General features: G+C 59.2%; 21 protein-coding genes. 11 read left to right on the top strand and 10 right to left on the bottom strand.

What is annotated here, in order from left to right; all coding sequences use genetic code 11:
- Positions 1-13 precede the first annotated feature (13 nt).
- Together pstB and VGM18_04280 are read right to left on the bottom strand one after the other, a co-directional pair.
- Positions 14-772 (bottom strand): phosphate ABC transporter ATP-binding protein PstB, encoded by a 759-nt coding sequence (gene pstB / locus VGM18_04285; GenBank protein ID HEY3972197.1) that lies wholly within the window; start codon positions 770-772, stop codon positions 14-16.
- A 23-nt stretch (positions 773-795) separates the two neighbouring features.
- The gene (locus VGM18_04280) at positions 796-978 is read right to left on the bottom strand and encodes a hypothetical protein (GenBank protein ID HEY3972196.1); all 183 of its coding nucleotides are present in this window, start codon (positions 976-978) and stop codon (positions 796-798) included.
- 265 nt (positions 979-1,243) lie between these two features.
- Between VGM18_04280 and ppx the strand changes: the two genes are divergently transcribed.
- A complete protein-coding gene (gene ppx / locus VGM18_04275; GenBank protein HEY3972195.1) occupies positions 1,244-2,773 on the top strand; it encodes an exopolyphosphatase in 1,530 nt (509 codons plus the stop codon).
- On the opposite strand, the gene VGM18_04270 is transcribed toward ppx, so the two are convergent.
- The 5 genes from VGM18_04270 to VGM18_04250 form a co-directional block, all read right to left on the bottom strand.
- On the bottom strand, positions 2,725-3,255 hold the full coding sequence (locus VGM18_04270) for a histidine phosphatase family protein (protein HEY3972194.1): 531 nt from the start codon (positions 3,253-3,255) through the stop codon (positions 2,725-2,727). The genes ppx and VGM18_04270 overlap by 49 nt on opposite strands.
- A 43-nt stretch (positions 3,256-3,298) precedes the next feature.
- Complete coding sequence (gene ppk1, locus VGM18_04265; protein ID HEY3972193.1) at positions 3,299-5,464, bottom strand: polyphosphate kinase 1; 2,166 nt, start codon at positions 5,462-5,464, stop codon at positions 3,299-3,301.
- Between the two features lie 163 nt (positions 5,465-5,627).
- On the bottom strand, positions 5,628-7,511 hold the full coding sequence (locus VGM18_04260) for a hypothetical protein (protein ID HEY3972192.1): 1,884 nt from the start codon (positions 7,509-7,511) through the stop codon (positions 5,628-5,630).
- An 85-nt stretch (positions 7,512-7,596) separates the two neighbouring features.
- Positions 7,597-7,869 carry a hypothetical protein gene (locus VGM18_04255; GenBank protein ID HEY3972191.1) on the bottom strand — a complete coding sequence of 91 codons (273 nt, stop codon included), beginning with the start codon at positions 7,867-7,869 and terminating at the stop codon, positions 7,597-7,599.
- Positions 7,870-8,039: 170 nt separating this feature from the next.
- On the bottom strand, positions 8,040-8,936 hold the full coding sequence (locus VGM18_04250; GenBank protein HEY3972190.1) for a hypothetical protein: 897 nt from the start codon (positions 8,934-8,936) through the stop codon (positions 8,040-8,042).
- A 182-nt stretch (positions 8,937-9,118) separates the two neighbouring features.
- Between VGM18_04250 and VGM18_04245 the strand changes: the two genes are divergently transcribed.
- Complete coding sequence (locus VGM18_04245) at positions 9,119-11,587, top strand: glucan 1,4-alpha-glucosidase (GenBank protein HEY3972189.1); 2,469 nt, start codon at positions 9,119-9,121, stop codon at positions 11,585-11,587.
- A 187-nt stretch (positions 11,588-11,774) separates the two neighbouring features.
- Here the strand turns inward: VGM18_04245 and VGM18_04240 are convergent, their stop codons facing one another.
- The 3 genes from VGM18_04240 to VGM18_04230 form a co-directional block, all read right to left on the bottom strand.
- Positions 11,775-13,451, bottom strand: coding sequence for a SpoIIE family protein phosphatase (locus VGM18_04240; GenBank protein HEY3972188.1), 1,677 nt, complete (start codon positions 13,449-13,451; stop codon positions 11,775-11,777).
- An 88-nt stretch (positions 13,452-13,539) separates the two neighbouring features.
- Positions 13,540-14,853, bottom strand: a complete 1,314-nt coding sequence (locus VGM18_04235) for a hypothetical protein (protein ID HEY3972187.1) — start codon at positions 14,851-14,853, stop codon at positions 13,540-13,542.
- A 35-nt stretch (positions 14,854-14,888) separates the two neighbouring features.
- Positions 14,889-16,040, bottom strand: coding sequence for a glycosyltransferase 87 family protein (locus tag VGM18_04230; GenBank protein ID HEY3972186.1), 1,152 nt, complete (start codon positions 16,038-16,040; stop codon positions 14,889-14,891).
- 426 nt (positions 16,041-16,466) lie between these two features.
- On the opposite strand from VGM18_04230, the gene VGM18_04225 reads away from it, so the two are divergent.
- The 9 genes from VGM18_04225 (at position 16,467) to VGM18_04185 (ending at position 26,449) form a co-directional block, all read left to right on the top strand.
- Positions 16,467-16,628, top strand: a complete 162-nt coding sequence (locus tag VGM18_04225) for a hypothetical protein (protein HEY3972185.1) — start codon at positions 16,467-16,469, stop codon at positions 16,626-16,628.
- Positions 16,629-16,697: 69 nt separating this feature from the next.
- Positions 16,698-17,561, top strand: a complete 864-nt coding sequence (gene cpaB, locus VGM18_04220; GenBank protein ID HEY3972184.1) for a Flp pilus assembly protein CpaB — start codon at positions 16,698-16,700, stop codon at positions 17,559-17,561.
- Positions 17,562-17,644: 83 nt separating this feature from the next.
- The gene (locus tag VGM18_04215) at positions 17,645-19,039 is read left to right on the top strand and encodes a type II and III secretion system protein family protein (protein HEY3972183.1); all 1,395 of its coding nucleotides are present in this window, start codon (positions 17,645-17,647) and stop codon (positions 19,037-19,039) included.
- 6 nt (positions 19,040-19,045) lie between these two features.
- Positions 19,046-20,218 (top strand): hypothetical protein, encoded by a 1,173-nt coding sequence (locus tag VGM18_04210; GenBank protein HEY3972182.1) that lies wholly within the window; start codon positions 19,046-19,048, stop codon positions 20,216-20,218.
- A gap of 28 nt (positions 20,219-20,246) precedes the next feature.
- Positions 20,247-21,551 (top strand): CpaF family protein, encoded by a 1,305-nt coding sequence (locus VGM18_04205; protein ID HEY3972181.1) that lies wholly within the window; start codon positions 20,247-20,249, stop codon positions 21,549-21,551.
- 45 nt (positions 21,552-21,596) lie between these two features.
- On the top strand, positions 21,597-22,568 hold the full coding sequence (locus VGM18_04200) for a type II secretion system F family protein (GenBank protein ID HEY3972180.1): 972 nt from the start codon (positions 21,597-21,599) through the stop codon (positions 22,566-22,568).
- Positions 22,569-22,576: 8 nt separating this feature from the next.
- A complete protein-coding gene (locus tag VGM18_04195; protein ID HEY3972179.1) occupies positions 22,577-23,488 on the top strand; it encodes a type II secretion system F family protein in 912 nt (303 codons plus the stop codon).
- A gap of 40 nt (positions 23,489-23,528) precedes the next feature.
- Positions 23,529-23,927 carry a DUF192 domain-containing protein gene (locus tag VGM18_04190; GenBank protein HEY3972178.1) on the top strand — a complete coding sequence of 133 codons (399 nt, stop codon included), beginning with the start codon at positions 23,529-23,531 and terminating at the stop codon, positions 23,925-23,927.
- Positions 23,924-26,449, top strand: a complete 2,526-nt coding sequence (locus VGM18_04185; protein ID HEY3972177.1) for an energy transducer TonB — start codon at positions 23,924-23,926, stop codon at positions 26,447-26,449. Before VGM18_04190 ends, VGM18_04185 begins: the two co-directional genes overlap by 4 nt.
- The last annotated feature ends 112 nt before the right edge of the window (positions 26,450-26,561 follow it).

Below are 26,561 nucleotides of genomic sequence, written 5' to 3'. Positions count from 1 at the left end.
CCGACGACTGCTCTTATCCAAACCTTCCCGTAATGTAGTCTTCCGTCTTCTTGTCGGATGGCTTGGTAAAAATCTTTTCCGTCTTGTCGAACTCAATCAACTTGCCGAGCAGGAAGAATCCCGTGAATTCGGCGACGCGCGCCGCCTGCTGCATGTTGTGAGTCACAATTACGATGGTATACCGTTCCTTGAGCTGGAAGATCAATTCTTCGATTTTTCCTGTAGAAATCGGGTCCAAGGCGGAACAGGGTTCATCCATCAGCAGGACCTCGGGCTCGACCGCGAGGGCGCGCGCGATGCACAGGCGCTGCTGCTGGCCGCCGGAGAGGCTGGCGCCGGACTTTTTGTGAACCGTGTCCTTCACCTCGTCCCAGAGTGCCGAAACTTCGAGCGAATGCTGGACGACGTCGTCGAGTTTGCGGCGGTCGCGGAATCCGTTGAGCTTTAAACCAGAGGCCACGTTGTCATAAATTGACATGGTGGGAAAGGGATTAGCCTTCTGGAACACCATGCCCACGCGGCGGCGAAGTTGCGTAGCCGAGGTGCCGTTGTAGGCGTCGATTTCGCCGATGCGCACACTGCCTTCGATGCGCGCCTCAGGAATGGTCTCATGCATGCGATTGAGGCAGCGGATGAACGTAGACTTGCCGCATCCTGACGGACCAATCAGAGCGGTGGCGCGGTTCGCCGTCACGTTGAGATTGATCTCATATAACGCCTGGCCTTTGCCGTACCAGGCGTTCAGTTTGTCGACTTGGATTCCAACTCCCATAACCGACTGATGCCGCTAAAAATCTATGCCGCTCCAAAGGTACCGCGATGCACGGCGAAGCGTACCGCCGTCACAGAGGAAACGATGAGAACCATAAGCACTAGCGAGCCCGCCCATGCCTGCCGATGCCAATCGTTATTAGGAGAATTGGCGTACCGATAAATCTGGAGCGGCACACCGAGCAGCGCGAGGCCGCATGGCGGCATGGCGGATTTTAAAATCCAATCCGGAAAGTCGCCGGCAGAGGAAGACAACAAGGCCGCCGTCCGCGGTGCTGATGTGGATGTAACTTTCGTTCCTTCAACGGGTTGCGGTCCAAGTGTTTCAGGCCGAGGAAAGCCAGCGTTGGCCATGCAATTTAACCGTAGCAGAGACTTGTTACAAAAATGTTAAAACTTAGCCAGTGCGTCGATTCGAATCGTAAAAAGCTGAGGAAGTTCCGGCCGTCCATGTACACTGTGAGGCTTCTCCATGCCCACGTTTGCCGCCGTCGATATCGGTTCGAACTCTGTCCGGCTAAAAATTGCGCGTCTGCAAGCGGGCCGGCTCCATCCTCTGCACGAGGACCGCGAAGTGACGCGACTGGGCGAAGGAGTGTTCAGTTCTGGATTCCTGACGCCGGACTCGATGGCAGAGACGGTAAAAGTTCTGCGTCGATTCCATCGGGCCACGCAACAGATCGTCACCGACAGCGTGAGGGTAGTGGCGACGAGCGCGTTGCGCGACGCCCGTAATTCACAGGCGTTCATCGAGTGGGTAGGCTCGGCGACGGGTTGGCGAGTCGAGATCATCTCTGGCGTGGAAGAAGCGCGCCTGATTCATCTGGGACTCATCTCGAGTCCACGGGTGGACCGCAGTCCGACTCTCATGATGGATCTTGGAGGAGGCAGTTGCGAACTGACGGTCACGCAGGGCGGCCACATTCGCGACGCGGTGAGCCTGCCGCTGGGCGCGGTGCGGCTGACGAACGAATTTCTAAGTCATGATCCTCCCCGCAAAGGCGAACTGAAACGTCTGCGCGGCTTTGTGACGCGCGAAGTCAATCGCATCACCGACCGCATTGCGAGCGCCAAGGTGCGGAATGTGATCGCGACGTCCGGAACCGCGGCCGCCCTCGCGGAGGTTGCCGATCATATGCGCCAGGGCGCGGGCCGGCAGCGGCACATGGTATCGCGGGCCGAAATGAGCCGGATCGCGAAGCGGCTGGCGCGACTGCCGGTGGCGGAGCGCCGCAAAATTGAGGGCATCGGCCCGCGGCGGGCGGAGATTATTGTGGCTGGAGCCGCGGTATATCACGAACTGCTCGACCGGCTTCACCTCAAAGGTTTTCGCTACTCGCCGCTCGGCCTGCGCGACGGAATTCTCGCCCAGATGGCGGCGGACTATGATCGCAGCACGCGCTCCGGCCGGCAGATCGAATCCGAGCGTTGGGAATCGATTATGAAAGCGGTCGACCATTACCACGTGGACCGCAAGCACGCGTTCGATGTGCGGGACGCTGCCGTTACATTGTTCGCTGGGCTGCGCACGCTGCACCGGCTGCCGCCGGAATATCTCGAATGGCTGTCGGCGGCGGCGATGCTGTATGAAGTAGGCGACTATGTGAACCGTAACGGGCGCCATCGCCATACTCATTACATTATTTCGAACTCAGAAATTCTGGGTTACACGCCGCAGCAGAGACGGCTGATCGCGGCGGTTGCACGCTATCTCGGAAAATCGCGGCCCACGATGGAAGACGGTCCTATGAAGGTGGTCGATCCCGCCGACCGCGACGACGCGCAGAAGGCGATTTTATTGCTGCGGTTGGCCCGCGCCCTGAACCTGGGGCGCAGCCGCGCGGTAGAAAGAGTACGTATCAGCTTGCGCTCGGCGGAAGTCCGACTGACCCTGGTGCCGAGGCGGCGCATGGGCGTGGACCTGGAACTGTGGGCCATCGAGAAAGAACGGGATTATTTCCGGGAAGTGTTCGGCCGCGAGCTTACCACCGCCGTCTCATAGAGGGTCCGCAAGACTTTCGGAGTAACGCACCACTGTAAAGTCCCAGAAGTGCGGCGGGTTTCTACTTTGGCTATCGCGCCCTTCTTCAGTTCGAGCGAAGCTTCACAGCCGGAATCACTGATGATCGATCCGAGGAAATGGCTCAGGTTGGGATTATGGCCGACCACCATGATGGCTTCCTGGCCGGAATACTTGGTAAGCAATTTGCGGAATTCGGCGAGTCCGGCTTCGGGCCGCAGCCCGGCGTCGAGTTGCAGTTTGCCCTCATAGCCCAACTCATTGCCCACCAGCGAAGCGGTCTGGGTGCAACGTTTCAGCGGACTGGAGACGATCGCGTCCACTTGCACATCCAGAGCGGCCAGGGCGCGGCCGATGTAGCCGCACTGCTCAATACCCTCTTTGTCGAGGGCGCGCTTCTCGTCCTTCTTCGGATCGGCAAAGTGCTCGCCCGCGCTGGCGTGGCGTAGAAAATATAGAATCATCGTCGTTATCGTTCTGGTGATCGGATTTGATTATCGACTTGGCTTATCGTTCTCTTGCTCTTGCCGCTACTACTTTACGCCTTCTTGGGGAATTGGGCACGGCAGGTATAATCGGCGACTTTCCTTCCGCAATTCCGATCAAAAAATCCTGGGCGGAAAAAGCCGCGGCGCCTGTGGGGGGGCGGCGGTTCCGCGTACCCTGCAAGGTTTGCCATGCCCGGATGTAGGTGGCATCTTTCAATAACAGCCGAGCTTTGCGGTTGTCGGCGAGGTAGGCTTCCAGGATTTCATGACGGATCCGCTGCCGCAACATGACATCGCGGACCGGGACCAGCACTTCGACGCGTTCGTAAAGATTGCGCGGCATCCAGTCGGCACTGCCGATGTAGATTTCCTCTTCGCCGCCGTTGGCGAAATAGAAAATGCGGCTGTGCTCGAGAAATCTGCCCACTATGCTGCGCACGCGGATGTTGTCGCTGACGCCGCGCACCCCAGGCCGGAGCGCACAGATCCCGCGCACTACCAGATCGATTTGCACGCCGGCTTGTGACGCACGGTACAGCGCCTGCACCACGCCCTTGTCGAGCAGAGCGTTCATCTTAGCGACGATCTGAGCCGGTTTGCCGCGGCCAGCATGTTCGGCCTCGCGGTCGATTAGAGCAATGGATTTTTCAGCCAGATCGAGCGGCGCCACCAGGAGCGGATCGTAGCTGGGATTCTCGGCGTAGGCGGTCAGGAAACTGAACACATCGTGTACCGCGCGAGTAATCTGGGGATTCGCGGTAAACAGGCTCAGATCGGTATAGAGCCGTGCCGTCGTGGCGTTGTAATTTCCAGTTCCGATATGAGCGTAGCTGCGCGTCACTCCGTCGGGGTCGCGCCGCACCAGCAGCGAAAGCTTGCAATGCGTTTTCAACCCCACCAGGCCATGGAAGACCTGCACACCGGCATCTTCCATATCGCGTGCCCAGCGAATGTTCGTGGATTCATCGAAGCGCGCCTTCAACTCGACCACCGCCGTCACTTCGGTGCGCGACGCGGCTTCTATCAGCGAAGGAACAATGGCGGAATGTTCGCTGGTGCGGTAGAGCGTCTGCTTAATGGAAAGAACATTGTCGTCCTTGGCCGCGGACTCAATGAACGAAACTACCGCATCGTAAGAATCATAGGGGTGATGCAACAAAATGTCGTGGCCGCGCAACTCCTCGAACAAATCCTTGGATTTCGAAGTCAGGCGCAACTCGCGGGGCGAGAAGGGACGGTATTTCAGCTCCGGGCGATTCACCTGCTCGTACACGTTGAACAAGCGCGAAAGATTCACGGGGCCGTTCACGGGAAACACCTGCCAGGGATCGAGTTCGAAGACAGTGCGCAGGCGGTCGATGATCTCGGGATCGGCGTCGGCCTCAATCTCCATGCGCACGGCATCGCCCTTGCGGCGGTTGTGCAATTCGGCGCGCACCGACTCGAGCAGGCTGCGCGCTTCTTCTTCGGCTAAATACAAATTGCTGTTGCGGGTCACGCGAAAAGGAGCCGACGAAACAATGTCGTAGCCGTGATACATATGAACCGCATGATGGGCGACGAGGTCGGCGAGGAAAATGAAATCGGCGGTATGCTTCGAAGGCAGCCGCACCAGACGCGGCAGAGCCCGCGGTACCGATACTACGCCAGTATAGGTCAGCGCCGAGCGCCGGCGCCGGCGCAACAGGAAACCCAGGCATAGCGCCTTGTTGATGACTCGCGGAAAAGGGTGCGCGGGATCCACCGTGACCGGCGTCAACAGCGGGTCGAGTTCTCTCTCGCAATACTCTTCGACAAAACGCAGGGCTTCGGAATCGAGTTCATGCAGGCCCAGCACGCGAATTCCGTTTTCGGAAAGCGCCGGACGAAGCCGGGCACTCCAACAATCATACTGGTCATGCACGAATTCGTGGGTCAGCTTGTTGAGCACATCCCGTTTCTCGGTAAGCGTGAGCCCGTCGGGACCGGCTTCGTTGTAGCCGTCTTCGATCTGCTGCATCATGGCGGCGACGCGCACTTCGAAAAACTCGTCCAGATTGCTGGCGGAGATGGCCAGAAATTTCAAGCGCTCGAGCAGGGGGTTCCCTTCGTCCTCCGCCTCTTCGAGGACGCGTCGGTTGAAGGCGATCCAGGAAGTATCGCGATTCAGGAAATACTGAGGGTCGTCAAGCGAGATGCGAGCCATGATAGACGCAGATACCGCAGGGCATCAGTATAAAACATTCCAGAGGCCGCCGGTGATAAGCGATTCAGAGCCTTTGGGTTTCACATCCTGCAAAAACAAAAAGGCACCCGGACAGTGTTCGCTGCCGGGTGCCGGCCTGAGTTCTTGACCTGTCGTACTCTTCCTACGGCAGGTAATAACGGAACGACGTAAAGACCATGGCGTCGATGCCATGCGGCTCGTTGGGAAAGCCGGAGCCCGACCAGGCATTCCGCGTCACGTAGGAGTACTGCGCTCCCCACTGCAGTTTGCCGCGATTTGGCTTGTTTTCTGCGGTCTTCACGGAGCCGTCGTACAGCTTCCACCAGAAGCCGCCGGTGCCTTCGATCAGCACGCGGGTATCGGCCGTGCAATTGGAAAGACCGCCTGGGATGAATCCGCCGCCGCCGATGACCGGTCCGGTCTCGGAATAGCAGCCCGAATTGTTGAAGCTGGGCGCTCCGTAGCCAACGTTCTTGTTGATCACGGGGTCGAAGCTGGCGGCGCGGGCAGCGTATTCCGCACCGGCATTCAGGTAAATATCAACCTTGGGCCCATGCCACTCGAGGGTAGTCAAACCTTGCAAACTTCGGATCAGGTCGAGGGTGCCGTCGGCGCGGATGGAAGTGTCCGCCAGTCCGCCGGTTCCGTAGCGGCCCACACCGCTGCCACCGAAACCATGCAGGCCGAAGTCGAGGTGCTTATTGGCGAAGGACCAGCGGGCGTTGGCTCCCATGCCGCCGCCATTCTTCGAGGCGTTATAGGCTCCGAAGGCGCTGACCAGTCCCGGCGTGGTGCTGGTGCCGCAGAGGGTGGTGGAAGAGATGTCTTCGCAAGGAAAGACGCGATCGCGAAAGCGAGCATACACGCCGAAGAGTTCGTAGTGTCCAAATCCGGGCTCGAAGACCAGTTTGGCAACCACGTCAGGCGAGGGATTGAAGGCATAGCTCGCAGCCGGCGAACAGGTGGTGAGAAATGTGGTTGAGTTGGTGGAGCAGTTGGTGATTCCTGAGTTGTAGAGTCCACCACCCGACCCGGCAGATCCGATGAGGAAATTGGAAGCATTACCGTGGCTGGTAACTGTGGCCTGGGCGTTTTCCATGGAAACTGCGAACCAGACTTTATTGCCGAAATTCTGGGCTACGCGCAATCCATACTGGCGCGCCCAACTGAAGCCGATGGTATATTGCGGATCGATGGTCAGTGGCGTCGCTTCCGTGCGGTTGTCCACGCCGTGCTTGGTTTCGGTCACCAGGCTCCACATCTGGCCCCCAGTAATGCTAAAGCCGCTATCAAGCATGGCTTGGCCCCATGCCTGCCGTTGCCTCAGGGTGTAGCTATTGCTCTCGTTGTTGTTAGAGGTTATGCCGGCTGAGAGAAAGTCGGCCTCCACGTAGCCGGTCATCTTCAAAGCGCCGGTTTTTCCCTCCACCAGCATCGACACGCGGGACTGGCGCCCGGAACCGAAGAATTCCGAGATGCTGCTTTGCGACGCGCCAGGCATGGTCAGCGAATTGAAGGGTGTATTGATGTCCGCGCCGAGAGCGCGGGAACGGCGCACAAATTCGGCCGCCAGAAAGCCCCCGGGCGTAATCGTCACGCCTTTGTAATGCAGCGCGAGCGGAGATTCAAATCCGCTAAGAGTCTTCTGGGCCTCCTGCACGCTGACGATCGAGCTGGCCACGCTACCCTTCAGGTCGGTTACGTCGCTCTTCAGAGCAACCACCGACTGCTCCTGCTGAGCGGTTGCCGCCTGGGCGGCGTCGGCCTTGCTCGCGGCATCGGCGGCGTTGGACTGCGCCTGTTGCACCGCCTGGTCCTTATGATGAAGTTCCTCGCGTAATTCCTGCAACTGTTGTTGCTGGAGGGCGAGCGCCGCCTTTTGGGCCTCGATCGCATCGCGTAAAGCCTGCACATCAGCCGCGGTAACGGCCGCCGGCTTCGCTTTTCTCGGTTTAGGCGGGGTGCTGGTTTGCGCGACCAGACCTGTCGCCAGAAATAAAATTGCACACACTTTCGCTGACTTCATTTTGTCTCTCCTTTTGGTTCCTACGGACGGCTCGAAAATATTCTGTGAAAGCGGAGCCTTATTTGACTTGCATATTTGAACTTGCTTATTTGAGTTGTCTACTGCCATCGGAGCGATGCACAACAATAATTTCCTGATCGGGAAACCTTACTTCAGGATTGATCTTGCCGATGGCCGGATTATTCCAGTTCGTGATCTTGCCGAGGAAGATTCCGGTCATATCCGAAGTAAGCTTCAATTCGCCGCTGCCCCCCGGGAAGTTGTAAGCAGGGACATCTGCGCCAGTGTCGCTCAACTTGGCCTGGCCGAGTACCGGCAAGGTGATAAGGACACACACCAGCAGCATGATTTTGCGCATTGCGAGAGATTTCCTCCTTGGTCGAATAGTCCCCTTCTATCGGGGCATTGTTACAGGATGGTTACAAACCAGTGAATTTCTCATGAATGGCCGGCAGCCGGAGGTGCGAAGAATTCAGGAATTGGATGTATGTACAGGCGGGAAAATTTCTGGACGAATTTCAGCGTACGCTACCGCACCGCCTGAAGACGCGTGATCTGACGCGTGAAGAGTGTGTTCGCTGGAAATTCTTTCTGGAGGCTGGTAAGCAATTGCACCGCCCGGGGCTTGTCCTTCTCACGCACATACGCGATTGCAAGTAGAATGCGGGCGAAGGGCGCCAGATAGTGTCCATGTGCTGCGGTGGTTTGCAGGTCCTCGATTCCGCCCTGTTTGTCCGCGGGCAAACCTCCCATGCGGAGGAGCCAGCGCACCGGGGCGGCCATGCTCCCGATGATGTATTTGCTGAAGCCGGTGGCGAGCAACGCGTCATAACAATCGTGACAGACCGCCAACAACTCCTGTGCCGACGCCGACGCCTGCTTGGTGAAGTGAAGGGAGGCCAGATTGCGTTTTTCGATCAGCGCCGCGTAGTCGGCTTGCAATCCCGAAGACAGAGTCAGCGCGAACAGCGCGTCGCGATCCCTGGAATCTTTGACCAGGCGAGCGTGGGAAAGAGTCTCGGCCCGACCGATCGCATTCACAAAATGTTGCCTGCGGGCAGGATCGGCGCTGAGCTTAGGGCGATCGGTGAATGCGCTGTCGTTTTCATAGAACTGCGCCTCCAGCACGCCCAGACGGCTGAACTCGGAAAATAAGACGCCCGCCGCTTCGCTGACCGGCCCGACAGGGTCGTCGGGATGCTGCGCCTGCCATGCTTCAAAATCTTTCTGTGCCCCAGCGAAGTCCAGGTTGTAGAGTCCGGAGAATCCGCGATCCAGTGCAGTGACGCCGGTTTTTCCGACACCATCTCCAGCCCGTACCTCCTCCGCCGGGGCCGCTTCGGCCAGGAGCATCATGCAAAGGGAGCAGGCGATCCCCAATACTGTTACTATGCTCCACGCTCGTGCATCTAAGATTCTGGTCATGATTTTGCCGCGTGATCTATTATCTTCGATTGGCAGATCGTCCATCGTTACTTGGGTACCGTTCATCATCAGGAGCCTGCTGAATGGTTTGATGACGCCAGCGGCGGAATCGTGAACTCCAGCTTGTAAATCGTTTGTCATTTCACCGGGGAAATAGCCTCGGCCCAAGGAAGAATTCTCGAATGGCAGATTTCGCCCCACGTTACGCCCCGGGCTGGCCCGGTATTCCACCCCGATGGACTTCCAGCGCGAAGACGGGCGTCGGCACAGCCCTTAATCAGCACAGCAGAGTATGGTTCACGCTCAGTCATGGCATTCTGAACGAAGTTTATTTTCCTCGCGTCGACCAGGCGTGCACGCGCGACCTGGGATTTATTGTCACTAACGGCCGCGATTTTTTCTCCGAGGAGAAGCGCCACTGCACTTTTGAAAACCGCCCTTTTGAGCCCGGCATCCCTGCCTTCGAATTGATCAACACCGAGATCAACGGACGTTACCGCATTGTCAAGGAAGTGTTGACGGATCCCTACCGCAACGTGGTTCTACAGAAGGTTCGATTCGAACCGCTATTAGGAGAACTCGCGGATTACCGACTCTACGCCCTTCTCTCGCCGCACCTGGCCAATTGCGGGAACGGCAATACCGGCTGGATTGGCGACTACAAGGGGTTTCCCATGTTTTTTGCCGAAAATGACGGCATGAACTTGTCGCTGGCTTCGTCGGCGCCTTGGTTGAAGACTTCTGTGGGATTCGTGGGCGCTTCCGATGGTTGGCAGGACCTCTCGCAGCATTTCCAGTTGGAGTGGGAGTATACGCGCGCAGAGAACGGCAACATCGCTTTCACGGGAGAAATCGACCTCGCGGCCTGCGGCGGCGAGTTCGTGCTGGCGCTTGGCTTTGGCACGATTTGGACCGAGGCCGGACAACAAGCGCGATCCACACTCTCTGAAGACTACGCCGAGATTCGCCGGCACTATGTTTCCCAGTGGAAAAACTGGCAAACCACGTTGCTTCCGCTGGACGAACCGAAACGCCAGTACGATCTGTATCGTTCCTCGACGGCTGTGCTGCGGACCCACGAGTCGAAGGATTTTCTGGGCGGGATTATCGCCAGCCTTTCCATTCCCTGGGGGTTCAACAAAGGCGACGAAGATCTCGGGGGTTATCACCTGGTCTGGCCGCGGGACCTGGTAGAAACCGCTGGGGCGCTGCTGGCTGCGGGCGCCGTCAGCGACGCCGTGCGCGTGCTGCGTTATCTCGAAGCCACGCAGGAGGCCGCCGGCAATTGGGCGCAAAATTTGTGGCTCGACGGGCGGCCCTACTGGGGCGGGGTTCAGATGGACGAAACCGCCTTCCCCATCCTGCTGCTCGACCTTTTGCGCCGCGAAGCGCCAGCAGCACTTGGAAAACTGGAACGCTGGTGGCCGATGGTACGCAAGGCCGCCAGTTTTATTTTGCGCAATGGTCCGGTGACGCAGCAAGACCGCTGGGAAGAAGACGCGGGCTATTCGCCGTTCACTCTCGCGGCTGAGATTTCTGCACTGCTGGCCGGGGCCGACATAGCCGATCTTACGGGACATTCACAAGAGGCCCAGACGATGCGCGACCATGCCGATGCCTGGAACGACAACATCGAGCGCTGGGTCTACGCCACGGGTGGCGATCTGGCCCAACAGCTTGGCATTGACGGCTATTACGTTCGTATCGCCCCGCCCGACACGACCGACGGCGCCGCTTCACCGACCCAGGGTTTCGTCCCGATTAAAAACCGTCCGCCGGGTCAGGATGGGGGACAGGACGGAGACCGCGCGTATCACATAATCAGCCCGGATGCGCTGGCGCTGGTTCGTTTTGGCCTGCGCGCCCCCGACGATCCGCGCATTCTAAATACGCTGACTGCCATCGACGCCCTGCTCGCGGTCGAATTGCCACAGGGTCCGTGCTGGTATCGCTACAACGGCGACGGCTATGGCGAACATAAGGACGGTTCGGCCTTCGACGGAACCGGCATTGGCCGCCCGTGGCCCTTGCTCGCGGGAGAGCGCGCCCATTACGCCCTGGCTGGCGGGCATCGCGACGAAGCCGAGGCTTTGCTATCCGTCATTGAAAACTCAACGGTAGGTCAAAGCCGCCTGCTTCCCGAGCAAGTCTGGGACGCCGCGGATATTCCCGCGCTCGAGCTTTTCCGCGGTAAACCAACCGGCTCAGCCTGCCCTCTGGTCTGGGCTCACTCGGAGTACATAAAGCTGCGGCGCTCGATTCATGAGGGCAAAATTTTCGATCAACCGCCCCAAACCGTTAAACGGTATTTAATTGATAAGCATGGGCGGCAACACTTCGGCTGGAGGTTTAATAACAAGACACGCACCGTCCCGCGCAACAAAACTCTCCGCCTCGTACTGCTCAACCCTGGGGCTGTGCATTGGAGCATCGACGGCTGGACCACCGCGCACGATACCAATACACGCGATACCGGACTCGGAATCTATACTCTCGACCTGCCGACTGCTTCGTTGCCGGTGGGAGGGCAGGTGACCTTCACTTTTTTCTGGCCACTGGAGAATCGTTGGGAAGGAGTGGACTATACGGTCACGGTAGCGTGGGCCCTCAAAGGCGGCCCTGGCCCAGACACCGACCTGAGTAGACCTTGACGGTCACGAGCGGCTGGATCAGCATTCCCCCAGCTCCCCAGGTAAGAACGGCCATCTTCCGTGATCCCCCGTTGAGCGTTGGAACGTCTCTCATCGACCACACCTCTGGAGGAGAATTTTCATGCGAGTTTTTCCCCGCGCACAGAATGCGCGAGAAATGGGGCGCCCCGGCTTTTACTACCGAAGCTCAGCCTTCCACGCTGTTGTAGCAGAGCTCAACCACCGTACAATCGTCACTTAGGGGATTGCCAGCGCAGAATTCCGTCACCGAATTGAAAATTCCTTCGAGCGTGGGAGACTTCGCGGCGGCCGCTTCCAGGCGGAAGTCTTCATAAAAGTCGCCCATCGCGTTTTCCGCTTCGGTGACGCCGTCGGTCACCAGGATAAAGCGGTCTCCGGACTTCATCTGGCAGCGGGCGCTTTCGAAAGTCGCATCGGGCAGCAGTCCCACCGGAACATTCCCATGCGGCGGACGCATGACTTCTCCGGCACAAATCAGCAGCGGCGGCACGTGGCCGCAATTCACATACTCGAGGTCGCCATCGCGCCGCAAACGCACCAGGAGCACCGTGGCATATTTTTCGCCTACCAGTTTCTCGGTGAAGAAGCGGTTGACGGCAGTCACCACATCGAGCAGAGGAACGCCCGCGCTGAGATGCGAGTAAATCATCCCCTGCAAGGTGGAGGCCAGAAGCGCAGCTGAGACTCCCTTGCCGCTCACGTCGGCCAGCACCACGGCCAGGCCTTCCTTGGTATTGACAGCGTCAAAAAAATCGCCGCCGATTTCTTTACAAGAGAGGTTTTTTCCGCGCAGCCTGGCGAAGGGGACTTCAGGAATCTTCACCTGCATCAGCCGCTGCTGAATGCTGGCGGCGATGCTCAACTCCTGCTGGTAGCGGCGGGCTTCTTCTTCGGCCTGTACCAGGCGGGCATTTTCGATAAGCGACGCGGCTTCGGTCGCGATCACGTGCAGAATCTCCTGGCCGACTCCGCTGATGTCGCGTGAGGCGAAACGCGAATCGACGTAGAGAACTCCCATCGCGTCTGGCGCGTTGGCGGCATGCACCGGCGTTTGCGCGTCGCGGGTGGCTTGCACGATCAACTTGCGCAGCGGGATGCAAACCACGGTGCGCAGATCGTAAGCGACGATGCTCTGCCGCCCCGCGAGATCGAGCGACTGGCTGGTATCGGTCAGCAGAAACTCGGAGTTTGAGCGCATCGATTCTTCCAGAATCGAGTGCGAAATCGTTTTATCGTCGAGCAACGGCTCTTTCTTCGAATTGCGGCCTGCCGCCAGGCGAAGCTTCCCTTCTTCGTCTTTCAGAAACACGTACGCGCGCTCGGCTCGCGTCAGTTGCAGTGTGACGTCGAGCATGGTCATCAGAATTTCGTCGAGCACCCCAGCCGTGTTCAGCTTGCGCGCCGCTTCCAGGAATAGCGTGAGTTTTTCGAGGTCGGTGGCTTCCTGTTTGATCTGGATGCCGGAGATCTGGCTGAGAAATTCGCGCGCCGTATTCGAGGTGGCATGGGCCGGGTTGAACAGAATGTACGCGGAATCTCGGGCGCCAAATTCCAGGCGGTCGCCGCGCTCCAGTTTCTGGCGTTGGACGCGCTCTCCATTCACGAACGTGCCGTGCTTGCTGCCCAGATCGACCAGGAAAAATTCCTGGCCCTCCTGCGTGATCTGAGCATGATCGCGGGAGACCCGCGGGTCGGCGATCACCAGATCTTTATCCACTTTCCGGCCGACGGTGAATGGAGTGCGATTGAGAACGATGTTCTTCTGCTCACTGCCCTGCACATACACCAGGGCGGGAAACACGCCGGAGCCGGAACTGTGATGACTGATTGCGCCGAGGGACATGGAGGATGAAGAAACGCTCGATCGGCGCACCGTTCGCCTTTCAGCGACGGGAAGCGCCGTAGCAGCAGTTTAGTGCTGCTGCAACAGACTACTCTGCGGGCGCGTTGTCCTGCAAGGTAGATGGCAGACTTCCCCGCGCGGTCCGGATAACGTTTCCGCTGAACAGCAGGAGCGCCAATACTAGTATCGGAATCGCAAAATTTGTATAGAGCGGCAGCGCCCAGGCTCGCTGCACCACGGCCCCCGGCAAGAACGACAAGCAGGCGACTAACCCCGCGGCGGCGAGCCAGGGCCAGAACACAGCCAGCACTGTCAGGATCACCAGGAAATAAGACAGCGGTCCAGCCCGCCACAGCGGGCGAATCGCATGGACAATCAGCATCAGGGCGGGCAGCAGGATCAATTGATTGTAGGGCGCGAACATCGGGATAACGGCCAGCGTGGTCGCCATGACGAGCACCATCATCCAACAGAAATCGCCGCTGCCGGGCGGGGCCATCCGGAGCTTCCACATGAAATAGAGCATCACCCCTACCAGCGCCGCCGATGCGAGGCGTCCCCAGAACGGCGTAAGTTCGACGTCGAGGATCGACTTGCCGCCGCCGGTATATTGCCAGTATTCGGCGGCGGCGACGCGGAATTTGTGAATCCAGCCTGGAAGCAGGAACTCGCCGCCACCGATTAGTGCCACCATCGTGAGGCCCATACTCCAAAGCAGACGCTGCCTTTCCCGCCAGTTGCCGAGCGCCCATAAGCACACCCACGCCATCGGGATCGCGACCAGATGCGGCTTGATGCTCGCGAACGCGAGGAGAATACCCGTTGCCGTAAAATGTTCTGTAGCCAGCGCGAACATCGCGGCCGCGATGAGCGCCGCGACCAATAGCGTTAACTGCTGCAATTTGAAGCCCTGGATGGCGGGAAAACAGCCCAGCGTGAGAACGATCCACAACAGTTCAGTCGAGAATGAGGCGCGCAGTCCGAGCGCGCGCCGCCACAAGGGAACGGAAGCAGCGGTGATGAGGAGGAGCAGCCATAGGAACGCTCGCTGGACCATGGGAAACGGTAGCCCGATTGTCGGAGCGAGCACGAACACGACGTACACGGGATAGGCGAAACCCTGCTGATCCTTGGGATCGTTGGGACGGTTGGGGTGGAGCGGTCGGCCGTAGTATCCAGTCTGAATTTCACGAGTGATGTCGGCAGAGTAGGGATCGCGCCCATGCAGCAGCAATTCCCGCGCGCCTAGCCAACGGGGATAAAGGTCCGACAAATTGCCGCGCGGTACATTCCGCGCTGCCGATTCAGTCTGCTGATGCGGAATAGCGATGCGTTGAACCCAAGTCCACATCGCTGCCGCCAGCAGCACGGCTCCGAGAACCGCGTAGGATTTTCGTGGCATGTTAGGGTAAATGGTGAATAGGCCCGGTGAATGTGTCACGTACCGGCTGCCGCAGTTCCCGCCCTTCGCAGTGTCTCGCGGCGAAGGGCGTAGATCCACCACAGCAGAAAAATCGCCATCAAGTTGATTCTCTCCCATCGCCGCCAAAGAAGAAACCAGAGCGGACTAATGAGCAGCGCCAGGCAGGGCAAGAGAAGCCGCCTTCCGATGGCAGGCAGTTCCGGCAAGAGGGCAAAACAATAGTCCGCGACCCACGCCAACGGTAGAATCAAAAGACACAGATCGTAGGAGCCTGCGTTGTAACCGACAAGAACTGCCGCAATCACGGCATAGGCAAGCCGCAGGTTCAACAGGCTACGATCGTTTTCCAGATTTTGAAGGCCGGTCAGAGTCCGCAGATGGACCGCTTCCGCCAGCACCGCGACCGATGCCGCCAGCGCCGCCACCTGCAAGGTCCATTTCGCCGCTTGCGGAAGCGGCCAACCAGTCAGCAGGCCGACCAAATTCGGCATCAGCCTAGGCGGCATGTTTCCAATTCCGGTAGATGAAGCCCAGTGCCATAGATAAAACGGATATTGCAGAGCCCCGCGCCAACCTACCAACGCCAGTGAAAGCAGCAGCGCGGCAGACCCGGCCACGGCAAAACCAGCCACTAGTTTCCGATAGTTCCACAGCGCCAATATCAGAACCAGCGGAATGACCAGATGAAACCGGAAAACTCCGAGGCCTAACCAGCAGCCTGCGGCAAATTCGGAATTGAACGCGAAAGCGCGAAAAGAAAGGACGAATAGAAGAAGAAGAAAAATCGCATCTTGCCCCTGAAGAAAATCGGCGAAGACTGGAAAGAATGCCAGAAAAGCTAACATCCATTCCCAGAGTGGCATAGCTCGCAAGGAACTTAAAGCGCCTCGCAGCAAGAGCGCGACCGCCAGCAGCATCCCGATCTTTGACATCTCCCATACTGCGAGCGCCTCGCGGTAGGTGAGAAACGTCAGCGGCAGGAAAAGGGCGGCTTCATACGGGGGATGGATGTAAGGCAACGGGCCACGCCGAATGTCTGAGTCTCCGGCGAACCGCTGCTGCACTTCGAGTTGCGCGCGAGCGTCATAGAGCTGGTCGCCGCGGCCCTCGCGCAGCAACCAGCCGGCGGTGTAAAAGGCCGTAAAATCCGGGTCGGCCTTGGCCATGCGGTCCCGCACGTTCCATATAAAGAACGCGTGGACACAGACCATGCAGGCCAGGAAGAGCAGGACAATAGCGCGATAGGGTCGGGATAGAATTTCTGTGGTCCTGGAAGTTCTCGGGGTGGGTCCACGCGATTGTATCGTGCGGAGATCACGGCAGACTATTGTCACGTCCGGAGCCATAGTCCAATTCGAAATCGCCCCGGAAAAGGTCGCCGATTTCCGGCGGCTTTTTCCATTCCCGGCCTGACTAATTACCATTGGATATACGGTTCATGCAAAAAATTATCACTATTGGACGCGTTGAAAGGTATGATTACCCTTAGTCGAGTGGTGGGACGAGTCGCGGGGACGTGCCACGCGTGCTGCTGGTAAAACCATCTCTACTCCCGCGAAACGAGGAAAGAAAAACTTTTTTGAGGAGGTCCTATGGAGCTTGTACGCAGGCTTTGGTGCGAACAGGAAGGGCAAGACATTGCGGAGTACGCCGTTATGCTGGCTGTGATTCTGGTGATCGTTGTTGGCACGGTCCGGTTGATCGGATCCAACGCTAATAACGTGTTCTCCAACGTCGCCAGTTCGATGCAATAAGCGAACGGCCCGACCAATATTGCCAAGAGCAGGGGGCTCGACAAGGATTTCGGCTTCTAGGGGAGCAGTATGAACCGCACACGTTTGTTGATGATCGGGGTTCTGGCGGTAGCCATTGGCTTCTTTGCAAGCGTCTATGTCTACAAGAACTTGCAATCGAAGACGGGTAACGTCGAAGCCGGAGTGGACGTGATCGTGGCGGCCAACGATCTGCAAGTCGGCGCGAAAGTAGATGAGCGGGACATCAAAATCATCAGGATTCCCGCTTCCGATTTACCGCCGGGCGCGCCCCGCCGCCGCGCCGACGTATTGGGCCATGGCGTCATCGTTCCTATTTCGAAGGGCGAGTTCATCCTGCCCAACCGGCTCGCCGGCGAAAATGCCGGCTCGGGTCTGCCTTCGCTGATTCCTCCCGGCATGCGCGCTGTATCGGTGCGGGTGAATGAAGTTGTATCCGTGGCGGGATTCGTCACTCCCGGAACCCGCGTCGATGTGCTGCTGACGGGTGCCCCAGGCTCGGGGGGCGAACAGGAAACCACGACGGTGCTACAGAACGTTGCCGTCCTCGCATCCGGCCACACCCTCGAGCGAACTTCCACTGGCGAGGCCCAGACTACAACCGTCATTACGCTGCTGGTTTCGCCCGACGATGCTCAGAAACTTACCCTGGCCAGTTCGGAAGGGCACATTCAATTGGCGATGCGCAACCCCCTCGATACCAAGCAGGACGAAGTGCTCCCCTCCAGTTCGCGCGGTCTTTACCGGGGAGCGGCCCCGCCCGCGCCGACGCAAGTGGCGGTTCGCCATGCCGTGACCAAGGCAGTCCAGCCGGCTCCTCCACCCCCACCCACCGGCATCAGCGTTGAGGTTTACCAAGGCGACAAGAAACCAGAAACCGTGAAGTGCTCGGAGGAGAATTGCGGCACAAACTAGGGTGCGAATTTGGCTACGGTGGTGTTGATCTTCCAAGCCAAACCAGGCTCGACCCGTTTCCTCGCAGGGAGAGAAATCTGAAAATGAAAGTTCGCACGTCTCTGCTCGGCCCGGTACTGTTCGCCGCCGTCGCATTCCCCGCATTCTCAGAGATCATGCAACAGCCGGACACCGCGAGCCAGACTGCCCCGAACACCACGCAGACCACGAACCTTCCGGCGCAGTCTCAGGGATCGGCTCCCTTGCGCGTCATGGTGGGCAAGTCGTTGCTCATCAATACGACCGAAAAGTTGCGCCGCATTTCGATTAGCGACCCCGCTATCGCCTACGCGCAGCCCATTACGCCAACACAGATTCTGGTCCACGGCAAATCTCCAGGAGAAGTTTCGCTGTTGATCTGGGATGAACTGGAGCGCTCGCGCAGTTTCGATCTTCGCGTGGATGTGGACGTGAGCGCCTGCGCCGACGAAGAGCGGCGAGTGTTTCCCGACGAGCAAATTGCCGTTACCCCTTCCCGCGCCGCCATTGTGCTCTCCGGCCACGTATCCACGGAAGATGTCGCTAAGCGCGCCGGAGAATTGGCCAGCGCGTATTCTCCGAAAGTCGTCAACGTGCTCACCTTTGGGCCGGTTGGAGCCCAGGAAGTTTTGCTGCAAGTAAAATTTGCCGAAGTCGACCGCACCGCACTGACGCAGATGGGAATCAACTTCATTTCCACGGGCGGCGGGAATACGATCGGCACCGTCACTACAGGACAATACGGCAGCTTCGGCCCGCAAACTCTGACCCCGGGGGGTAGCCAGGCAGCCACGGGCACGACCGGCGCTACGAGTACGACGACTATCAACAACGTCCTGAATCTTTTTCTTTTTCGCCCTGACATTAATTTCGGCGCTGTAATCGAAGCCCTCGAAAATAAGAGCCTGCTGCAAATACTCGCCGAACCCAATTTGATTGCGGTGAACGGCAAAGAATCCAGTTTCCTGGCTGGCGGCCAGTTCCCTTTTCCCATCGTGCAACCGGGCAATGGATTTACGGCAGTGACCATCTCGTTCAAAGAGTTTGGCGTGCGCCTGCAGTTCACTCCGGTGATCATGCCTAATGGGAACATCCATTTGAAAGTCGCTCCGGAGGTGAGCACGCTGGATTTCTCCAATGCGCTCACCATCTCGGGATTTACGGTGCCGGCGCTGAGCACGCGCAAAGCGGAAACGGAGTTTGAGTTGCAGGACGGACAAAGCTTTGTGATTGCCGGTCTCATCGACAACCGGGTCACCGACATCTGGAACAAAATTCCGGGCCTCGGGGACATTCCGATCCTGGGAAATTTTTTCCGCAGCAAGAGCTTGCAGAAGACGAATTCCGAACTCATGGTTTTGTGCACGGTGCGCCGCATTTCCCCCAGTACGGAGCCTCCTGCATTGCCCAAGAATCCCCGGCCCTTCATCGATAACAGCAATTTCGACAAGGGCAAGTAGGCCGTTATGCCGGAAGTGTCAGTCGTCATCGTCGCCACAGACAATGAGCAGCGCGCCGTGCTACAGGTGCTGGTCGATGGCACCAGCGTGGCACGGACGGTGCAGAGTTGCGCCAGTTTCCCGGTGGCGGCGTCCGATCCTGTCACCCGGCGCGTGCGCTCCGCCAATCCGGATGTGACTCTGGTCGACATTCCCGCCGAAAATCCTCCGCTAGCTTTGCGCGCCATTGAACTGCTTCACCAGGAAATGCCTGAAGCGGCGATTTTCGCGATCGGCAATCTCAACCAGCCTCAGGTCATCGTCAACGCCATGCGGGCGGGGGCCCGTGAGTTCATTGAGCGCCCCACCAACACCACCGATCTTCTCGAGGCCTTCGTACGCCTTACCACCGCACAACGCCGTGGCCGGCAGGAAGGTATTCGCGGCAAGGTGTTCTCGGTCATCAATGCGAAGGGCGGCAACGGTGCGACCACAGTGGCGGTCAATCTTGCACTCGCGTTGCATTCCTCTTACGGGCAAACTGCGCTGGTCGACCTCGCGCCGCTGGGGCATGCCGCGCTGCACATGAATCTGAAACCAATCTTCAACGTGGCCGACGCCACCCGCAACCTGCACCGCATGGACTCTTCCCTGCTCGAAAGCTTCATGACGCGGCACAGCGGTGGATTGCAATTGCTGGCCGGAGCCAACGTGCCCGCTGCGGTCGATCCCTCGACTGCGGAATTTGTGAAGCTGTTCGACATGCTGGTCACGCATTTTCGATATGTGGTAGTCGACAACTCGTCGCGCTTCGATGCCGCCAGCCGGCTGATCGCCAGTCTTTCGGAGACCGTTCTGCTTGTGGCTTGCAGCGATGTGGCTTCTCTGTGGAGTGCGGCGCGCGTGCAGCAATATCTGGGGGAGACCGGCAGCCGCGAGCGCGTGCGCCTCGTCTTGAATCGATTTCGCAAAGTGGCGGGCTTCAGTGAGGCCGACGCCGAGACGGCGGTCGGGGCGAAATTGCTGTGGCGTATCCCGAACCAATATTTCGCCGTGTCGGGGGCCATCGATCGCGGCACGCCGGTGATGGATCAGCGAAATTCAGAAATTGCACGGTGCTTCGCCGGACTGGCGCAGGAGTTGACGCGGAATGACGTCGATGTGAAGCGGGCGGCGTGGTCGTTGTTCAAATCAGTATAAGATTCAAAGCGTACAAATTTAGAACCCAATGGCAAATCTTCAATCCTTCGAGCGCACCGAGCAAAACCTGTTCCAGCAGGTGAAGGCCGACCTGCATCGCAAAATTCTCGACCGCCTCGACCTCGAAAAACTGGGCAAGTCGTCGGGCGATTCGGCGCGCGATGAAGTGCTGGTGGTGATCCGCAATGCGGTCAACACCGAAGTTGTGCCGCTCAGCTTTGCCGAACGCGAACGCCTGTCGCGCGAGATTCTCGACGAAATTTTCGGCCTCGGCCCGCTCGAGCCGCTGCTCAAAGATCCGACGGTCTCCGACATTCTGGTCAACCGTTTCGACCGCGTTTACGTCGAACGCGCCGGCAAACTGGAACGCACCGGATTGTCCTTCAAAGACGATACGCATCTCATGCAGATCATCGAGCGCATCGTCTCGCGCATCGGCCGCCGCGTCGACGAATCGTCGCCCATGGTCGACGCGCGTCTGGCCGATGGTTCGCGCGTCAATGCCATCATTCCGCCGCTCGCCATCGATGGTCCTTGTCTTTCGATCCGCCGCTTTGGACGCGAACCCGTCACCGCACGCCAGATGATCGAGAATCTCACGCTGACGGAATCGATGTTGGAATTGCTTTCGACCATGGTCAAAGGGCGGCTCAACATTTTGGTCTCCGGTGGAACGGGCGCGGGCAAGACCACGTTACTGAACGTTCTTTCCGGTTACATTCCCAACTCCGACCGCATCGTCACGATCGAAGATGCCGCCGAACTGCAACTCAAACAGGAGCATGTGGTCCGACTGGAAACGCGCCCGCCCAACATCGAAGGCAAAGGTGCGATCCGCCAGCGGCAACTCGTGATCAACAGCTTGCGTATGCGTCCCGACCGCATCGTAGTCGGCGAGGTGCGCGGCGAGGAGGCCTTCGACATGTTGCAGGCCATGAACACGGGCCACGAGGGCTCGCTGACTACCGTCCACGCCAACTCCCCGCGCGATGCCATGGCCCGCGTTGAAAACATGGTCTCGATGGCGAACCTCAACATTCCCGAGCGCGCCGTGCGCCACCAAATCTCGTCCGCGGTGCATGCCGTGGTGCAGATTGCGCGCCTCTCCGACGGAACGCGAAAAGTCATAACCATTTCGGAGATCACCGGCATGGATAACGATCGCATCGGCATGCAGGATATTTTCAGCTTCGACCGAACCGGCATCAATGAGAACGGAAAAGTTCGCGGCACGTTTCGCGCCACTGGTGTTCGTCCGCAGTTCGCGGACCGCCTGGCCACATCGGGCGCGCGGTTGCGGCCGGCGCTGTTTGAATCGAAGACTGAAGTTTAGGATTGGCGCCAACATGAAGGCTTCGACTAAGGAATACATAACGCTATGTCCACAGCGCTGATTGCTTTCGTCGTATTCGTCGTGGTCGCGCTCGCGACTTTTATGCTGGCGTCGATTTTCGACCAGCGTAACGCTCAGGCGCGCCTCATCAAAGAGCGACTGGCCAACGAGCGTAAAGCGCCCGAGTTGGCCGCGGAAGAAGAGCTCGCGCTCCTGCGCGACGAGCAACTCAGCCAGATCCCGGCGCTCGACACCCTGCTGCGGAAATCCGCGCGGGTAACCGACATCCAAAAAATGCTGGCGCAAGCCGGGATGTCGCTGCGAGCCGGCAACTTTCTGGCGCTTTCGGCTCTGGCCGGAATCGTGGCCACGTTCGTGGTGTATGTCCTGAGCAAGCGCGTCGAAATCGCGTGGATCGCCATGCTGGTCGGCTTCCTGCTCCCCTACTCCTACGCGTCCTATCGCCGCAACAAGCGCTTTGAAAAATTCGAGGAACTCTTTCCCGAGGCCATCGACACTCTGGCGCGCGCGGTTCGCGCCGGACACGCCTTCACCACCGCGCTCGAAATGATTACCGATGAGGTTGCGGAGCCGGTCTCCAGCGAATTTCGCCAACTCTTTGAAGAGCAGAAATTCGGCATGCCCGTCCGCGACGCGCTCATGAATCTGACCGAGCGCATGCCATTGGTCGACGTAAAGTTCTTCGTCACCGCAGTCATGTTGCAGCGCGAGACCGGAGGCAATCTGGCGGAGATTCTCGATAACCTCTCGTACGTCATCCGCGAGCGCTTTAAAATTCAACGCCAGGTGCGCGTCTATACTGCGCAGGGCCGGCTTACTATGGCGCTGCTGATGGGGATGCCCCCCATCATCGTGGCGGTCATGCTGGTGCTGAATCCCGGGTTTATTCGTCCGTTATTTTCCGATCCGATCGGACACACTCTGCTGGTCGCCGGCATCACTTTGCAAACGGTGGGATATTTCGTAATCCGGAAAATTATCCGGATTCAGGTTTAAACAAAGCCATGTTGCCTTTGCTATTAGTCGTGGTCGTATTCGTCACGGTGGTGATGGCGGTATTCGCCTTTGGAGCCGCGGTGGTGGCCCCAAGTTCTATTCTTGGCGCTCGTCTGCGAGCGCTGGGCGGACAGCAACAGCAGCAGGCGGAAAATAAACCCGCGATTCGGGAACGGATCGAGCAGGCTCTGGATCCCATCAGCAAGGCCCTTCCGCTTTCTCCCGCCGATGTGTCCCGTACCCGGGCCTGGCTGATTCAGGCCGGTTTCCGCGACCCCATTCACGTCAACTACTATTTTGGAGCCCGTCTGCTGGCGGCCGCCGCGGGCTTTGCCGCAGTCGCGTTGTTTGCCGGCTTCGATAACCTTTTTCTGATCGTCGGCATTCCTGGGCTCGGCTTTTTCCTGCCGCGTTTCATCCTGAAGCGCATGATCAAAGACCGGCAGAACCGCATTCGACTTGGCCTGCCCGACGCCCTCGATCTCACCGTGATTTGCGTAGAAGCCGGCCTCGCGCTCGACCAGGCTCTCACCCGCGTGGGCCAGGATCTCCATCATGCCCACCCCGACCTGAGCGATGAGTTCCATCTCGTAAACCTGGAAATGCGCGCCGGCAAGCCGCGTGTTGAAGCCCTCCGTAACCTGGTGGACCGCACCGGAGTTGACGACATCCGTTCGCTTGTTGGTACACTAATTCAAACTGATCGCTTCGGTACCAGCGTCGCCCAAGCCCTCCGGGTGCATTCCGACTCCCTCCGCACGGAACGCCGGCAACGGGCCGAAGAACAAGCTGCAAAAACCACCATCAAGATGGTTCCCCCACTGGTGATCTTTGTTCTGCCTTCGATCATTTTCGTCACGATCGGCCCGGCGATTATCGAGTTGATCCGGCAACTGGGTCCGGTCGCGGGCGGCAAGTAAGAAAAGCGACACCGGTCGGAACAGGGGAGCATCCGCAGTCATGGCATTTTTTTCAGGGCAGGGACAAGCTTTCAACCAAACCCGCCAGGCGTACCTCGCCACCGCCATGGCCGTGGCCGACACCCATTGGACGCGACTCCGCGGCTTGCTTGGACTTCAACAGAGTGACTTTCGTAACGGCTCCGGCCTCTGGATCGTTCCCTGCCACGGCGTTCATACTTTCGGAATGGGATTCCCCATCGACGTGGTGTATCTCGATCGCGGCATGACAGTGATCCATATCCAAAACGACCTGCAACCGTGGCGCTTCGCCCCGGTGCGATCGCAAGCCGCGTCGGTTCTGGAACTACCGAGTCGAATCGCCGCCGAAACCAGGACCGCAGTGGGCGATAAAATCGAAATTACGATGCAAACGGATGGTAGAGTACCGCCCTCGTGACCCAAACGCTCCAACTCGAAGAGATGCCGACGCAAACACCGACGAAAATCGTCGAGGTTCCCGACGCGCCCAAGCTGCTGGTGGAGTGGACACCGCGTTGGAAGGAATTTGTCGCCTCCATCGGGCCGGCGCTGGCCCGCTCGGAACGTCGATTGGCCGGGGAAGCTCCGTTCGGATTAGTCCCCCTGCGCATCATGATCCCTTCCTATGTTTTGGAAGCGTTTGCCATCGCCGCGCTGCTTTTTGTACAGGTCAAAATTGCGGAACTGCGGCCCTATGTCGCGCCCCGAATTGCCAGCCACGACGTGATTTATTACAGCGGCGAAGAGCTTCCGCGGACTCAGGATCTGGGCGGGACTGAAGCTGGAAATAGCGGCCGCGCAGGCGGTGACGAAGCGCACCACCGTACGCAGACTATCAAGATCGCCCGCGGCGGGTCTCTGGTTCCGAAGGTGGTTGATGCGCCTAACCTCAAGCTTCCGTCCTCGCAGGATGCAGTGGCGAACCTGCTGGCCGTGAAGCCGAATCCCGGACCTCCGCCTTCGGAGGGTTTGCGCTCGAATCGGGCTGCACCAAATCTTGCGGCCAATGTTGTCGCGCCGGCACCGAATGCGATCCGCGACTACACTCGTAACGGCGTACAGTTCGACGCTGTCATCGCACCCGCTCCGAACGTGGCGGCAGATCGCACGCTGACCATGCCCAACCTGAGCGCGATCCTGGTCCCGCCCGCGCCCCAGGTTCCTAACGACCACACCCTGGTTGCGCCCGCACTCGCACCAATCGTGATTCCTCCCGCGCCGAACGTGGCCCGCGGTCGCGCGCACTCGCCATCGTTCAACCCGGCAGTGATCGCGCCAGCGCCAAGCCTTGTGAGTAACCCAACCACCGGCCACGCGCGTACGGCTTCGGCGCTGGCCGACAATGTGATTCCTCCCGCACCAAGTGGAATCAGCCGGGAGATATCGAGTTCTCCGGTCCAGATGACCAATGCCGCTGTCATACCGCCACCGGTTTCGGCGCCGGAGCGCGCAAGCGCCCGGAATTCCAAACTCAACCTGCCCGCACCTTCGGTGATCGCGCCGCCGCCATCGTCCCAGGTTTCTCAAGATGTACATCGCCTTGCGGCCGGCAGCGTTCCCGATGCCACAAAAACGGTGGTGCCTCCGCCGCCAACGCAATCTGCCACCGCGTCGTTCATGAGCGGCCTGATCGGCAAGATTTTTGGCGCGGCTGAAGTCGTGCCGCCGCCCCCATCGGTGCAGTCAGATCGCCCGAGCAGCGCAGCCAGTTCACTGTCGGCAAATGTCGTTCCACCCCCGCCCACGGCTGCGATCAGCATGGCGAGCGGCAATAAGCGCGGCGGTGGCAATGGCACATCGCTGGGGGCGAATGTAGTGGCTCCGCCGCCCACTGCCGGACTTTCCAGCACCATCGGCAGACGCTCTCTGGCATCGTCTTCTGCTTCGACGGTTGGGACGCCTAACGTCGTTGCTCCGCCGCCTTCCGTGACTGGTGCGGGCGGCGGCTTGCCGGGCGGCACATTGCTGGCAAACGCTATCGTTCCGCCGCCACCATCGGTCGGAGGAAGCACAACTCCATCCGGCTCTGGACTTGGCCATAGGGGCGCCGGCCTTGGAGCGCCGCTGGATCCCGGCGCAGGTCTCGCCCCGCCGAATACCGGAGGCAGCGGCGCCAATGCAGGCGCAGTGCTCTCCAGCCAGCCCGGACCGAAGCTTGCATTGCCCAACAGCAGCACCGGTTCGCTCGCCATGGCTCCTGCCGGCGGAGATAAACTCGGCATCGGCGGCGCTGAAGGCGGTACCGGCATTGGCCGTGGAAACGGCCCAGGCAGCGGTATGAATGGCGCTGGCGCCGGCGCAGCGAAATCAGGCACAGAACATGGTTCTGATGCCGCAGCTCACGGCGGAATTTCTCCCGCCGCCGGCCCGGGCGGCGCGGGGAACGTCCCGTCTGGCACTCCAGCGGTCCGCGGCGTCGACATCAGCGGCGGAAGCAGCCAGGTCACCCTTCCCGCTTTTGGATCTAACGATGCGGCAAGTGATGCTCAAACTCCCGGACGTACCTCCATCAAGCGCGCGCAGACCTTCGACGTCGATATCGTGGCAACGGCAAATTCCGGCGGCGCCTTCGCGCCCTACAGAAACCTTCTGCACGGCGAGAAGCATACGATCTATCCCGAAACTTCGAGTTCGCTGGGAGTGGCGGCCATGGAATATGCCGAGTCTGTCACCGGTCGTGGAGCTTTTGCGCCTCCGCAATCCATTCGCACCAGCCTTCCCGAAGGCCTGCCCCATGCCCGTATGGTGGTGACCTGCATCCTCGACACATCCGGCAATCTGAAGGGGGTCCGCGTCCTCGAAGCCGGCCCTGCCGAGATGACCGCGAAAGTCGTGGCTGCGCTCCGCAGTTGGAAGTTCCAGCCCGCAATGCGCGGCGACCAACCCGTGGAAGTCACCGCGATCCTCGGTTTCGGTATCGACACCAACGACCGCTTCTAGTTCGAAAGGAACTTGTGCCGACGAGGGCGAACTGCGCCTGACGAGGGATCTCGGTTCTGGTCCCCTCTTTTCATCGTTACCTTCGTCACGTCCCGCTCTCCGTCTGGCACTC

It is taken from the genome of Candidatus Sulfotelmatobacter sp., assembly GCA_036500765.1.
Classification (GTDB): Bacteria; Acidobacteriota; Terriglobia; order Terriglobales; family Acidobacteriaceae; genus Sulfotelmatobacter.
The sequence above is the reverse complement of the archived record's forward strand: the minus strand, read 5'-3'. Positions and strand labels throughout refer to the sequence as shown.